Source organism: Caulobacter sp. 17J65-9, assembly GCF_010975005.1.
Taxonomy (GTDB): Bacteria; Pseudomonadota; Alphaproteobacteria; order Caulobacterales; family Caulobacteraceae; genus 17J80-11.
Genome location: NZ_JAAIVC010000119.1, coordinates 1 through 12,563, shown reverse-complemented (window position 1 = coordinate 12,563; position 12,563 = coordinate 1). Strand labels below are relative to the sequence as shown.

Below are 12,563 nucleotides of genomic sequence, written 5' to 3'. Positions count from 1 at the left end.
AGCCCGACCCGGTCCAGCGCCGCGTCGGCCCGCGCACGGGCGTCGGCGACGCCGGCCAGCTCCAGCGGCAGGGCCACGTTGGCCTGCGTGCTGGCCCAGGGCGCGAGCGTCGGGGCCTGGAAGACGACGGCGGTCTCGCCGCGGCCGACCGTGCGCCGGACCTCGCCGCGCGTGGGCCGTTCCAGTCCGGCGAGCAGGCGCAGGGCCGTGGACTTGCCGCAGCCGGACGGTCCCACGACGGCGACGATCTCGCCCGGCCTGACCCCCAGCGAGAACGGCCCCAGCGCGCGCCCGCGCCGGCCGTAGTCGACCTCGACCGCCTCGAGCGCGGCGATCATCTCTCCTCCCCTGCGAAGCGGGGGAGGGGGACCACGCGAAGCGTGGTGGAGGGGGCGAGCGGCCGCGCTACCGAGTGCATCAAGCCCCCACTCCTCGTGTGCGCGCCAGAACGAGGCTCCAAATCGCGTCGGCCACGGCGTCCGGATCTCGCATCACCTCGAGGGCCTCTATCCGCACGACTTCGACACCCTGCGTCTTGAGCCAAGCGTCGCGCTGGATGTCGTGCTTGGGCTGGTCGCCCATCAGGTGTCCCTGGCCGTCCACCTCGATCGCCAGCTTCAGTTGCGGGCAGTAGAAGTCGAGGATGTACGGGCCGAATGGATGCTGGCGACGAAAGGCGGGGTGATCCGTGCCGCGACCCCGCAGGCGAACCCACAGGCGCGCCTCCGGCGGCGACAGCGTGCGCCGCAGCGATCTCGCCCGCTTCAATGTGATCGCCTTAGGTGAGCGCATGCCTTCCTCGGTCGCGCGGCGGTTCGCCCCCTCCACCATGCTTCGCATGGTCCCCCTCCCCCGCTGCGCAGGGGAGGAGAGGGTTAGGATTTGCCCACGAACTCCAGGGTGTAGGCGCGCTTGTAGTCGAGGTCCTTCGGGTACACGCCCTGCTCGGAGGCGACCTTGAAGAACTCGGCCCAGCGCGCGTCGGTCATGGCCCCGACGCCCAGCGTCTTGGCGTCGCCGCCGTCGACCAGGGCGTAGGACTTCAGCTTTGCCCGGGCCTGGTCCAGCAGGTCCTGGGTCATCTCCGGATTGTCCTTGCGGATCAGGGCGTCGGCCATGGACGCGTCGCCGTTCAGATAGTCGGTCCAGCCCTTGGCCGAGGCCTCGATGAAGGCGCGCACGGCTTGCGGGTGCTCATTGATCAGCTTTTCGTTGGCCATCACCATGGTGGCGTAGGAGGGATAGCCCTCGTCGGCCAGCAGGAAGACCCGGGGCTTCAGCCCGGCCTCCTTCTCGATCGTGTAGGGCTCGCTGGTCAGATAGCCCTGCTGCACCGCCCGCTGGTCGGCCAGGAACGGCGCGGAGTTGAAGTTGTACTTGCGCACCTGGCTGTCGTTGAAGCCGTAGCGGGCCTTCAGCCACACCCAGAACGCCGTCACCGACGCGTCGGCCAGCAGCATCGGCCGGCCCTTCAGGTCGGCGATCGACTTCAGGGCCGGATCGGGGTGGGCGATCAGGACCTGCGGGTCCTTCTGGAAGAAGGCGGCGACCGCCTTCACGGGCGTCTTCTCGGCGGCCTGGTTCAGCACGATGAAGCTGTTGGAGCCCATGCCGAGCTCCACCGCGTTCGAGGCCAGCAGCTGCGGCACGTTCACGCCCGGGCCGCCCTGGACGATCTCGACGTCGAGCCCGCGGCGCGCGTACTCGCCCGAAGCCAGCGCCTGGTAGAAGCCGCCGTGCTCGGCCTGGGCCCGCCAGTCGGTGGCGAAGCGGATCTTCACCCGCCCGGCCGCGTCGTTCGGCTTCTTCGGCCCGCACGCGGTGGCGGCGAGAGCGGCGGCGAGCGCCAGCAACGCGCGACGGTTCATGGTTTCGGCCCCCCCGAGTGTTGCGGCGAAGGTAGGGCCGAGGTCACGCAATGTGAACCCTCTCCCGCCCTGGGGCGGGAGAGGGCAGGGTGAGGGTAGGGGGAGACGCAGGCGGCGGCCGTGGCGAGGCGGAACGGCCCCTCACCCTGCCCTCTCCCCGCAAGCGGGGAGAGGGTTCTTAAGCCAGGGCTTCCTTCTTCTCTTCCAGCTCCAGCCATTCCTCTTCGCTGGCGGCCAGCTTGGCGCGGGTGTCGTCCAGGGCCTTCATGGTGCGGTCGAAGCGGGCGGGGTCGCGGGCGTAGAGGTTCGCGTCCTCCAGCACCTTCTCGTGGGCGGCGATTTCGGCCTGCAGCTTGGGCATCAGGCCGTCCAGCTCCTCCAGCCGGCGCTGGTCCTTGTAGGACAGCTTGACCGCGCGCTTCGGCTCGGCCGCCTTGGGCGCGGCGGCCGGCTTCTTGGCCTGGACGATCTCCGGCTTGTCGAAGAAGCCCGGGTTCTGGCGGATGAAGTCGTTCCAGCCGCCGGGCGTCTCGCGGATCTGGCCGTGGCCGTTCAGGGCGATGGTCGAGGTGGCCAGCCGGTTGATGAAGTCGCGGTCGTGGCTGACCAGGATCAGCGTGCCCTCGTAGTCGGCCAGCAGCTCCTCCAGCAGGTTGAGCGTGTCCATGTCGAGGTCGTTGGTCGGTTCGTCCAGCACCAGCATGTTGGCCGGCTTGGCCAGGGCGCGGGCCAGCAGCAACCGGTTGCGCTCGCCGCCCGACAGGGTCGAGACCGGCTGGCGCAGCTGGTTCTCGTTGAACAGGAAGTCCTTGGCGTAGGCGGCCACGTGCTTGGAATGGCCGCGCACCAGCACGGAGTCGCCGCCGCCCGGCGTCAGCGCGTCCCACAGCGTGGTGTCGGCCTTCAGCTCGTCGCGGCTCTGGTCGAGGTAGACGACCTCCAGGCCGGCGCCGAGGCGCACGGTTCCGGAGTCCGGCTCGATCTCGCCCAGCAGGGTCTTCACCAGGGTCGACTTGCCCGCGCCGTTGGGACCGACGATGGCCACGCGGTCGCCGCGCATGACCCGGGTGGTGAAGTCCTTCAGCAGCTCGCGCCCGTCATAGCCCTTGGACACGCCCTTCAGCTCGGCGACCAGCTTGCCCGACGTGCCGCCGGCGTCGATGGCCAGCTCCAGCTCGCGCGGCTTGTCGCGCATCAGGGCGGCCTTCTGCTGGCGCATGGCCTCCAGGTTGCGCGCGCGGCCCTCGTTACGGGTCCGCTGGGCGGTGATGGAGCGGTAGAAGGTGTAGGTCTCGCGCTCGATCGCCTTGGTCAGGCGGCGCAGGCTTTCGGCCTCTTCGGCCTCGACCTTTTCGGCCCACGGTTCGAAGGCGGCGAAGCCTTCCTCCAGCGTGCGCACCTTGCGGTGGGCCAGCCAGAAGCAGCGGCGGGTGACCCGCTCCAGGAAGGCGCGGTCGTGGCTGACGATCAGGGCCGCGGCGCGGCTGGCCTGCAGCTCGGCCTCCAGAGTCTCGATGGCGAAGATGTCGAGGTGGTTGGTCGGCTCGTCCAGCAGGATCAGGTCCGGATCCTCGGCGAAGGCGCGGGCCAGGGCCGCGCGGCGGGTCTCGCCGCCGGAGAGGCCCGCGGTCGAGCGCTCGGGATCCAGGCCGAAGGTCTGCAGGGCGGCGTCGGCGTCCCACGGCTCGGCGCCGCCGGCGCAGGCGTAGTCGCGCAGGGTCTCGCCGGTGATGTCGGGCTCCTGCGGCACGTAGGCGATGCGCCCGGCGGTGGAGATCGAGCGCTCGCCGGAGTCCGGCTCGATGCGGCCGGCGACGATCTTCATCAGGGTCGACTTGCCCGCGCCGTTGCGCCCGACCAGGCAGGCGCGCACGCGCGGCTCCAGGGCCATGTCGACGCCGTCGAACAGCTGCACGCGGCCGTCCTGCAGGCGGACATCCTTGAGGGCGACGAGGGGAGCGCGGGCGTTCATTGAATCTCCTCCCCTGCGAAGCGCAGCGGAGCGGGGGAGGGGGACCGCGAAGCGGTGGAGGGGGCGAGCGACAGCGCAGACATCAGACGGCGATCAGGAAACATGACGGGGACATGTAGGGAGCGCGGTTCGCCCCCTCCACCACCCTGCGGGTGGTCCCCCTCCCCCGCTCCCGTTGGTCGCAGGGGAGGAGAGGCAGCCTCCTAGCGCGTTTCGGCCGCGCGCGCGAACTCGGCGGCGAGGCCGGCGTAGAAGTCGCCGCGGCCGCCGCCGGCGGCGCGCACCGCATCGAACTCCAGCATGGGTTCGTCGCGGCTGGCCGCCTCCATGAACCGCCGCCAGATTTCGGCCGGCAGGTCGCCGCCGACCACGCCGTTCATCGGCCGGCCGTCGTCGTTGCCGACCCAGACCCCGGCCACCTGGTCGGGGGTGAAGCCGACGAACCAGGCGTCGCGGTTGTTCTGGCTGGTGCCGGTCTTGCCCGCGGCCGGCCGGCCGAAGGCGGCGCGCCTGCCGGTGCCGTGGGTGACCACGCCGGTCATCATCCGCACCATCGACCCGGCCCGGGCGGCGTCGAACACCACCAGCGGCGTAGGGCTGCCGTGCCGCCAAAGCACCACGCCGTCCGAACGGTCGACCTCCTCGACGAGGTAGGGCGGGGTGCGCCGCCCGCCCTGCGGGAAGGCCTGGTAGGCCCCGGTCAGGTCCCAGAGCGTGGTCTCGTAGGCCCCCAGCGCGATCGGCAGCTTGGGCCGCTCGGGCAGGCCGACGATGCCGAAGCGGCGGGCCACGTCCGCCACGCGCTCAGGGCCGACCTCGGCGGTCAGGCGCGCGGCGACCGTGTTGCTGGAGACCGCCAGCGCGTTCTCCAGGCTGATCTCGGGCCCGACCGAGGCGCTTTCCGTCGGGGTCCACAGGCCGAAGGCCACCGGCGCGGTCGAGCGGATGTCGGTCGGCTGGGCGCCGGCTTCCAGCGCCGCGGCCCAGACGAACGGCTTGAAGGCCGAGCCCGGCTGGCGGCGGGCCTGAACCGCGCGGTTGAACGGGCTTGTGTCGTGGTCGCGGCCGCCGACCAGGGCGCGGACCGCCCCGCCGGGGCCGAGCGCGACCAGGGCGGCCTGACTGACGCCCGCTTCCGTTCCTCTCGCCTGCAGCGCCTCGCGCACGGTCTGGGCGGCGACGTCTTGCAGCCGCGGATCGACGGTCAGGCGCACGACCAGGTCGCCGGCGCGGCCCTGAGCGCGTTTGCGGGCCTCGGCCGCCGCCACGTCGATCACCCAGGCCAGGTCGCCCTCGCCCTTGTGCGGCACGACGATGATCTGCTGCAGGGTGGCGACGCGGGCCTGGGCGCGGCTGACCCAGCCCTCGTCCTGCATGCGCTCCAGCACCAGCCGGCCGCGCTTGAGCGCGCCCTTCGGATTGCGGGTCGGGTTGAGCACGGAGGGGGCCTGGGGCAGGCCGGCCAGAACCGCCGCCTCGGCCAGGCTCAGCTGCTGGGCGGACTTGCCGAAATAGGTGTGGGCGGCCGCGTCGATGCCGAAGGCGTTCTCGCCCAGGAACACGCGGTTCAGATAGAGCTCGAGCAGTTCGTCCTTGGTCAGCCGCCGCTCCAGCACGAAGGCCAGGATCACCTCCTGCAGCTTGCGCTTGAAGCTGCGCTCGCTGGTCAGGAACAGGTCGCGGACCAGCTGCTGGGTCAGGGTCGAGGCGCCCTCGCGGGTCTCGCCGGCCTTGGCGTTGACCAGGGCGGCGCGCGCCACGCCCTTGAGGTCCACGCCGCTGTGGCTGCGGAAGCGGCGGTCCTCGGCGGCCAGGAAGGCCAGCGGCACGTAGGGCGGCAGCTCCGACAGCTTCACCTGGCGGCCGTACTTCGGCCCCCGGGTGGCCACGACCTGGCCGTTGCGGTCGAGGAAGGTCATGCCCGGCGCGCGGCCGTAGGCGGCCAGCTCGGCGTTCGCAGGCACATGCGGCAGATCGCCCAGATAGTGACGCCAGGCCTGGGCCACGCCGACCAGCGCCAGAAGGGCCACGCCGGCGGCCGCGGCGATCAGGCCGCGCGCGAGCCGGTTGAGCCGCCGGTCGCGCTGATGCAGAAGGTCGGCGCGGAAGGTCGCCGACCCCATATCTTCCTCAGCGCCGTATCCAGGCTGCTCGTCCATGTCGCCTCAGTTCCAGGACCGCCTTACCTGATGACGCAAAAGCCCTTCTGGGAAACTAAGCGATTGGAACAAATGACCGCCGCGGAGTGGGAAAGCCTCTGCGACGGCTGCGGTCTGTGCTGTCTGGTGCGCTTCGAGGACGAGGACACCGGCGAGGTCATCCCCACCCGGGTGTCCTGCAAGCTGTTCGACGCGAACCTGTGCCGCTGCAAGGACTACGAGAACCGCAAGAAGCACGTTCCCGACTGCATCAAGCTGACGCCCTGGAACGTCGAGGACCTGGAGTGGATGCCCAAGAGCTGCGCCTACCGGCGTCTGCACGAGGGCAAGACCCTGCCGCGCTGGCACCCGCTGATCACCGGCGATCCGGAAAGCGTGCACGAGGCCGGGGTCAGCATCCGCGGCCAGGTGGTGTCGGAAGAAGCGCTGGACGATCCCGAGGACGCCCTGGACTTCACCGCCTGGGACCTGTCGAAGGACCGCGGCGACGACTGACGCGGGCCGGGCGGACCCGACCCGCGTCGCAGGCGTCTCAGATCAGATCGTGGGCCGGCTCGGGCGCCGGGGTTCCCGGAGGCGGGCCGTAGCGGTTGTCGCCCGCCTGGCCGCCGCTGAGGCCGACCCACAGCAGGAAGATGAAGCTCACGAGGCACGCGCCGCCCAGGAACAGGGCCGCGCCGCCCAGGCCGGCGATCATGGTCGTGGGGTCCACGTTGTCGCCCTGGGCGGCCGCGGCGACGATCGCCATGCCGCCCGTGACGCCGGCCCCGATGATGGCGGCCGCGCCGACGCCGAACGGGATCATCTGCAGCCAGCCGCTCTTGCCCATGTCGTGCAGACGCTTGGCGTAGAGCACGATCCAGCACCAGATCGTCACGAAGCCCGCGATCGTCCCGATCACCGGGATGAAGTTAAGCACGACGCCGACACCGAGGAGGATCAGAAAGCCGATCCAGAATTCCTGGCGGTTGATCCGGCCGTCGCCGGAGAAAAAGAGGCTCTTCCAGTCCATTTGCTCCCCTTCGGACCCCGAGGGTCCCGTCTGTCCGTGAGATCACTCGCGCGACAATACGGAGAACATCGTTAGCTGAATCGCGGGGACGGTCGAGCCTGAGCTGCGGTGACGCTTCCGGGCGAAGACGGTTACTGTTGCATTAATGCCACGATTTCGCTTGCGCGGCGTACGGGATCGCTTCATTCGTTTGGGTCGTTCGACGAGCGCCCCGGACCATGTTTGAAAAGCGCGTGGCTACTGACCCCTACAAAGAACTCGGCGTCGCGCGCGGCGCCAGCCAGGACGAGCTGCGCAAGGCGTTCCGCAAGCTCGCCAAGGAGAATCATCCCGACCGCAACCCCGGCGACAAGAAGGCCGAGGAACGGTTCAAGCGGGTGGCGGCGGCCTTCGACCTGCTGGGCGATCCGGACAAGCGCGCGCGCTTCGACCGCGGCGAGATCGACGCCGACGGGCGCGACACCTTCCGCGGCTTCAATCCTGGCGGCTCTGGCGGTTCCGGCGGCTCGCCGTTCGGCGCCGGCGGCCGGTTCGAGGGCGTGGACCTCGAAGACATCTTCGACATGTTCGGCGGGGTCGGCGGCGTGCCGCGCGGCGGCCCGCGCTCCAGCGGCCCGGCCAAGGGCCACGACGTGCGCGCCCGGCTGGAGATCGACCTGGAGGACTCCATCGTCGGCGCCACCAAGCGCATCGCCTTCTCCGACGGCCGCACCCTGGACGTGACCATTCCGCAGGGCGCTTCCGACGGCCAGGTCCTGCGCCTGAAGGGGCAGGGCGCGCCCGCGCGCGCCGGCGGCCAGCCTGGCGACGCCCTGATCGAGCTGGGCGTGAAGCCGCACCCGGTCTTCCGCCGCGAGGGCGGCGACCTGCACATGGACCTGCCGGTTTCGGTCCCCGACGCGGTGCTGGGCGGCAAGGTCCAGGCCCCGACCCCGGACGGGACGGTGTCGCTGAACGTGCCCAAGGGCGCCAACTCCGGCTCCATGCTGCGCCTGAAGGGCCGCGGCGCGGTCGATCCGCGCACCCGCCAGCGCGGCGACCTGTTCGCCCGGCTGATCGTAACCCTGCCGGACGGGCCGGATCCGGCCCTGGAAGCCTTCGCCGAGAAGTGGCGCAAGGAACGCCCCTACGCGCCCAAGCGGCGCTAGGGCGCTGTCCGCAAAAGTGGATTCGGTCTTGCGATCGGGCTTTTGATCGCCCCGAACGTCCCCAATTGGAAATCCGGCGTTCCGCAAGCGGTGTATGATCAGCTAAGCACGCCGTTCAGTCGCCGTTCAGGGCCGATCGGTCAGAGAGGGGGCCATGAAGAAGTCCGTCGTCATGCTCGCGCTCGCGCTGCTCGCCCTCGGGGCGGAAGGCGCCTCCGCGCAGGTCTGGGACGTCCAGAACCGCGGCAACGGCCGCGGCGGGCGGCCGGAGGATTTCCGTAACGACCTGCGCGGCCAGGACGCGGCCCGCGAGGGCGTGCGCGAAGGCCGGCGCGTGCCGCTGGGCCGGGTGCTGGCCGACATCGACCGGCGCACGCCGGGGCGGATTCTCAACAGCTGGGAAGAACAAGGCCGCGACGGGCGCCCGATCTACCGGGTGCGCTGGCAGGCCGAGGACGGGCGTCGGATCGACTACATCGTCGACGCCGAAACCGGGCGGATTCTGGGGGCGGACTGAAGGAACTCATGCGCGTACTGCTGGTCGAAGACGATCCCGACATCTCCCGCCAACTGAAACAGGCCCTCGGCGACGCGGGCTATGCGGTGGATCACGCCGCCGACGGCGAGGAGGCTCACTACCTCGGCGAGAACGAACCCTACGACGTCGTGGTGCTGGACCTCGGCCTGCCGAAGATCGACGGCGTGTCGGTGCTGGAGCGCTGGCGCCGCGAGGGCAAGACCACGCCGGTGCTGATCCTGACCGCGCGCGCGGCCTGGTCGGACAAGGTCGCCGGCTTCGACGCCGGGGCCGACGATTACCTGACCAAGCCGTTCCACACCGAGGAACTGCTGGCCCGCCTGCGCGCCCTGCTGCGCCGGGCCGCCGGCCACGCCGCGCCGTCGCTGTCCTGCGGCGGCCTGCGCCTGGACCCGCGCGCCGCTCGCGCGTCGGTCAACGGCGAGCCGCTGCGCCTGACCTCGCTGGAATACCGGCTGCTGCACTACCTGATGATGCACCAGGGCCGGGTGATCAGCCGTACCGAGCTGGTCGAGCACCTGTACGACCAGGATTTCGACCGCGACTCCAACACCGTCGAGGTGTTCGTCGGCCGGGTGCGCAAGAAGATCGGCTCCGACCGCATCGAGACCGTGCGCGGTCTCGGCTACCGCCTGGTGCCGCTCGAGGGCGAGGCCGCCGCTTGATCGCCGAGGCTGAGGCCCCCGCCGAGAACGGGCGGGGGCGGCCGCGCGAAGGCTCGCTGGTCCGCCGCCTGATCGCGCTGGCGGCCGGCTGGATTCTGGTCGCCCTGATCCTGACCGGCGCGGTCCTGACCACCTTCTTCAAGCAGGCGGCGCTGATGCGCTTCCAGGACGGGGTGGCGGAGATCGCCGAGGGCCTGCTGGCCGGCACGACCGTGTCGGCCGACGGCAAGGTCACCGCGCCCGACCTGATCGACGCACGCTCCCTGCGGACCTACTCGGGCACCTACTGGCAGATCGCCGAGCCGACCCCGGCCGGCATCCATCCGCTGTCGCGCTCGCGCTCGTTGTGGGACGCCGACCTGGACGGGCCGCCCAAGGGCCTGGAGCAGGCGATCGCCAAGCTGGGCAAGCCGGTGTTCTACGACGCCGTCGGCCCGGACGGCCGGCCGCTGCGCGCGGTCGCCATCGTGGCCCTGCTGCCGGAGCGCACCGAGCCGCTGATCTTCATGGCCGCCCAGGACCGCACGCCGGTGGACCAGGACGCGCGCCGCTTCGCCACCCTGACCTGGATCGCCCTGCTGCTGCTGGGCGGCGGCCTGGTCGCCGCCGTGTTGCTGCAGGTGCGGGTCGGCCTGTCGCCGCTGTTCGACCTGGGCCGCGCCATCGCCCAGGTGCGCCAGGGCAAGACCCAGCGCCTGACCGGCGTGTGGCCGCGCGAGATCGCGCCCCTGGCCGGCGAGCTGAACGCCCTGCTGGACCACAACCAGGAGGTCGTCGAGCGCCAGCGCACCCACGTCGGCAATCTGGCCCACGCCCTGAAGACCCCGATCTCGGTCATGCTGGCCGAGACCGAACGCCATCCGGGCGAGCTGGCCGAGGTGGTGTCGCGCCAGGCCGCCGCCATGCGCGGTCACGTCGACCACCACCTGCGCCGCGCCCGCGCCGCCGCCCGCGCCCAGACCGCCGGCGAGCGGACCCTGATCGAGCCGGTGATGGACGAACTGGCCGTCACCCTGGAGCGGGTGTTCCAGGACAAGGGCGTGGTCATCGACTGGCGCGCGCCGGAAGACCTGTGGTTCCGCGGCGAGCGGCAGGACTTCCTGGAGATCGCCGGCAACATCATGGAGAACGCAGGCAAGTGGTGCCGCGGCCGGGTCCGCGCCGACGCCACGCCCTCCGGGCCCGGACGCCTGACCCTGACCGTCGAAGACGACGGGCCGGGCCTGCCGGCGGACCGCCGCGATCAGGCGCTCAAGCGCGGCGCCCGGCTGGACGAGAGCGCGCCGGGTTCGGGCCTGGGCCTGTCCATCGTCGACGAACTGGTCCGCGCCTATGGCGGCCGTCTGACCCTGGGCGACGCGTCCATGGGCGGCCTGAAGGTGGTGGTCGAGCTGCCCGCCGCGGAGACCTGACCCTAGGCTTGGAGCGCGACGGCCGCCGAAACCGGTGACCACTTTCGGCTATCGCGCTCTTGGTCAGCGCAATTTTAACCTTACGGGGTTATCGCGGATGAGAGGCGCTGCGGCGCCGCTCGGAGCGCGTTCATGCCCGGTCCCACGACGGCCCAGTTCGAGGCGATCCGCAGCCTGCTGCAGGCCGCGCCCGACCACGCGCTCGCCCATCTCGCCTCCGCCCTGGCGAGCGCCCACGCCGAACCGGTGCGGCGCGTGCGCGACATGCTTTGCGCCGAGCAGGCCGACCGGATCACCCGCAAGGCGGTGTTCGCGCCGCTGACGCCCATGTTCGAGCCGCGCCCCGACGCGCTGGCCGGGCCGACCTTCCCGCGGCGCGTCCTGAACTCGCTGTGGCGGGCCATGAAGACCTCGGACGCCGGTCTGATCGCCGCGGCCGAAGAGGCGCGCCTGGACTGGCGCAACGGCGATCCGACCCCGCCGCAGTTCGACCGCCTGTGCGCCCGCGCCGCCGCCCTGCTGGGCCAGCGGCCGCAGGACTTCTTCCCGGAAGGCGACGCCGCGCGCGTGCGCGAACTGGTGCTCTATCTGGGCCTCACGCCGATCGCGCGTCAGTCTCTGCTGCATCTGGCCGGCTGGGTCACGCGGCTGACCGAAGAACGGGCGGCCGTGCTGAAGCTGACCTTCAAGGACGCCGACGCGGTGTCTTCCGACGGCGTGCCGCGCCTGCTCGAGATCCTGTTCGGCCACCTGCCGGACCCCGCCCTGGTGCTGCGCCTGATCTCGGCCGCCACCGACCGGGCCAGCGACCGCTATCTGGCGGAATCGGAGCTGGCCGCCTTCGGCGAGCGCCTGCTGACCGAGGTCGAGGCGCGCCTGGACCGGCTGAAGACCTTCGATCCCGACACCGGCCCGGCCGGCGCGCGCCGCGCCGCCGCCGACGTCGCCTTCGCCTGCGCCACCCTGGCCGAGTTCGAGCAGTCGGTGGAGCTGTCGCGCGAAGGGCCGTGGGGCAAGCGCGTGGCCGCCGCGCGGGCGACCGTGGCCTCGGCCATGGAGAGCCGTCTGCGCGACGTCGAGGAGGCGGTCGCCGCCGCCCTGCCGACCCAGAGCGTGCGCGTGGCCGGCCGCATGAGCCGCGCCGCCCCGAGCGTCGCGAAGGGCCCCGATCCTCGCGCGGTCGAACGCGCCCACGCCATGGTCGCCCTGCTGGACGCCGCGCGCGCGTCGGCCGGCGTCGGCGGCTACGGCTCGCTGCGCAACAGCGTCGCCGAGAAGCTCGGCGAGCGGCTGGAGGGCTACGCCGACGAGGTCGTCCACCTGCTGAACCACGGCGAAGCTCCCGACGAGACCCGCGCGCGGGCCTATCTGGAGGTCGCCGCCCAGTTCATCGCCCTGGTCCGCGACGCGAAGGCCGCCCAGGTCGTGCGCCGACGCGCCGCCGCGGCCGGTAGCGGCGCCCCCCTCGCAACGGAGCGCCTTAGGGCGTAAGGAGCGCTCCGTAACCGGAGCGCTCATGTCCGTGGTCTTCTGGCTCGCCGCCGCCCTGCTGTCCGCCGCCGCCTTTGCGGCCGTGATCTGGCGCGCGTCGCGGGCCGTCGCGGCCCCGGCCGAAAGCCCGGAACTGACCGTCTATCGCCGCCACCTGAGCGAGCTCGACGACCTGCGCGCGCGCGGCCTGCTGGACGAGGACGGCTACGGGTCGGCCCGCGCCGAGGCCGGCCGGCGCCTGCTGGCGGCAGAGGATCGCGCGGGGACGCCGGAGCACGCGGGCGACCCGCGCCGCGAC

Annotated in this window: 13 protein-coding genes; 7 read left to right on the top strand and 6 right to left on the bottom strand. The window is 71.7% G+C overall.

Going from position 1 to position 12,563, the window contains the following annotated elements:
- From G3573_RS15595 to G3573_RS15575, 5 genes are all read right to left on the bottom strand, one after another.
- Window positions 1-338 (bottom strand): ATP-binding cassette domain-containing protein (locus G3573_RS15595; protein ID WP_163262275.1); only part of this gene is annotated, 338 nt, incomplete at its 3' end.
- 79 nt (window positions 339-417) lie between these two features.
- Window positions 418-840, bottom strand: coding sequence for an endonuclease domain-containing protein (locus G3573_RS15590; RefSeq protein ID WP_163262273.1), 423 nt, complete (start codon window positions 838-840; stop codon window positions 418-420).
- Between the two features lie 35 nt (window positions 841-875).
- Window positions 876-1,868: an ABC transporter substrate-binding protein gene (locus G3573_RS15585; RefSeq protein ID WP_163262271.1), complete on the bottom strand. Its 993-nt coding sequence runs from the start codon at window positions 1,866-1,868 to the stop codon at window positions 876-878.
- 178 nt (window positions 1,869-2,046) lie between these two features.
- Window positions 2,047-3,840 carry an ABC-F family ATP-binding cassette domain-containing protein gene (locus tag G3573_RS15580; protein WP_163262269.1) on the bottom strand — a complete coding sequence of 598 codons (1,794 nt, stop codon included), beginning with the start codon at window positions 3,838-3,840 and terminating at the stop codon, window positions 2,047-2,049.
- A 203-nt stretch (window positions 3,841-4,043) separates the two neighbouring features.
- Window positions 4,044-5,963, bottom strand: a complete 1,920-nt coding sequence (locus tag G3573_RS15575) for a PBP1A family penicillin-binding protein (protein WP_163262266.1) — start codon at window positions 5,961-5,963, stop codon at window positions 4,044-4,046.
- A gap of 63 nt (window positions 5,964-6,026) precedes the next feature.
- Here G3573_RS15575 and G3573_RS15570 point away from each other — a divergent pair, with 63 nt between their 5' ends.
- Window positions 6,027-6,494 (top strand): YcgN family cysteine cluster protein, encoded by a 468-nt coding sequence (locus tag G3573_RS15570; RefSeq protein ID WP_163262278.1) that lies wholly within the window; start codon window positions 6,027-6,029, stop codon window positions 6,492-6,494.
- 37 nt (window positions 6,495-6,531) lie between these two features.
- On the opposite strand, the gene G3573_RS15565 is transcribed toward G3573_RS15570, so the two are convergent.
- Window positions 6,532-7,011 carry a DUF805 domain-containing protein gene (locus tag G3573_RS15565; protein ID WP_163262264.1) on the bottom strand — a complete coding sequence of 160 codons (480 nt, stop codon included), beginning with the start codon at window positions 7,009-7,011 and terminating at the stop codon, window positions 6,532-6,534.
- A gap of 233 nt (window positions 7,012-7,244) precedes the next feature.
- Here G3573_RS15565 and G3573_RS15560 point away from each other — a divergent pair, with 233 nt between their 5' ends.
- The 6 genes from G3573_RS15560 to ccmI form a co-directional block, all read left to right on the top strand.
- The gene (locus tag G3573_RS15560) at window positions 7,245-8,159 is read left to right on the top strand and encodes a J domain-containing protein (RefSeq protein ID WP_163262261.1); all 915 of its coding nucleotides are present in this window, start codon (window positions 7,245-7,247) and stop codon (window positions 8,157-8,159) included.
- Between the two features lie 154 nt (window positions 8,160-8,313).
- Window positions 8,314-8,676 (top strand): PepSY domain-containing protein, encoded by a 363-nt coding sequence (locus tag G3573_RS15555; RefSeq protein WP_163262259.1) that lies wholly within the window; start codon window positions 8,314-8,316, stop codon window positions 8,674-8,676.
- A gap of 8 nt (window positions 8,677-8,684) precedes the next feature.
- Window positions 8,685-9,362: a response regulator transcription factor gene (locus tag G3573_RS15550; protein ID WP_163262257.1), complete on the top strand. Its 678-nt coding sequence runs from the start codon at window positions 8,685-8,687 to the stop codon at window positions 9,360-9,362.
- Entirely contained in the window at window positions 9,359-10,774 is a 1,416-nt protein-coding gene (locus G3573_RS15545) for a sensor histidine kinase (protein WP_205598284.1), read from the top strand. Before G3573_RS15550 ends, G3573_RS15545 begins: the two co-directional genes overlap by 4 nt.
- A gap of 132 nt (window positions 10,775-10,906) precedes the next feature.
- The gene (locus G3573_RS15540) at window positions 10,907-12,265 is read left to right on the top strand and encodes a hypothetical protein (protein ID WP_163262254.1); all 1,359 of its coding nucleotides are present in this window, start codon (window positions 10,907-10,909) and stop codon (window positions 12,263-12,265) included.
- Between the two features lie 25 nt (window positions 12,266-12,290).
- On the top strand, window positions 12,291-12,563 hold a 273-nt coding region (ccmI, locus tag G3573_RS15535; RefSeq protein WP_163262252.1), incomplete at its 3' end, for a c-type cytochrome biogenesis protein CcmI.

What these genes read in the sequence shown, in the direction of transcription:
- G3573_RS15585 (WP_163262271.1), bottom strand. Translation starts at nt 1,868, where the DNA reads ATGAACCGTCGCGCGTTGCTGGCGCTCGCCGCCGCTCTCGCCGCCACC.
- G3573_RS15580 (WP_163262269.1), bottom strand. Translation starts at nt 3,840, where the DNA reads ATGAACGCCCGCGCTCCCCTCGTCGCCCTCAAGGATGTCCGCCTGCAG.
- G3573_RS15550 (WP_163262257.1), top strand. Translation starts at nt 8,685, where the DNA reads ATGCGCGTACTGCTGGTCGAAGACGATCCCGACATCTCCCGCCAACTG.
- G3573_RS15555 (WP_163262259.1), top strand. Translation starts at nt 8,314, where the DNA reads ATGAAGAAGTCCGTCGTCATGCTCGCGCTCGCGCTGCTCGCCCTCGGG.
- G3573_RS15590 (WP_163262273.1), bottom strand. Translation starts at nt 840, where the DNA reads ATGCGAAGCATGGTGGAGGGGGCGAACCGCCGCGCGACCGAGGAAGGC.
- G3573_RS15575 (WP_163262266.1), bottom strand. Translation starts at nt 5,963, where the DNA reads ATGGGGTCGGCGACCTTCCGCGCCGACCTTCTGCATCAGCGCGACCGG.
- G3573_RS15565 (WP_163262264.1), bottom strand. Translation starts at nt 7,011, where the DNA reads ATGGACTGGAAGAGCCTCTTTTTCTCCGGCGACGGCCGGATCAACCGC.
- G3573_RS15540 (WP_163262254.1), top strand. Translation starts at nt 10,907, where the DNA reads ATGCCCGGTCCCACGACGGCCCAGTTCGAGGCGATCCGCAGCCTGCTG.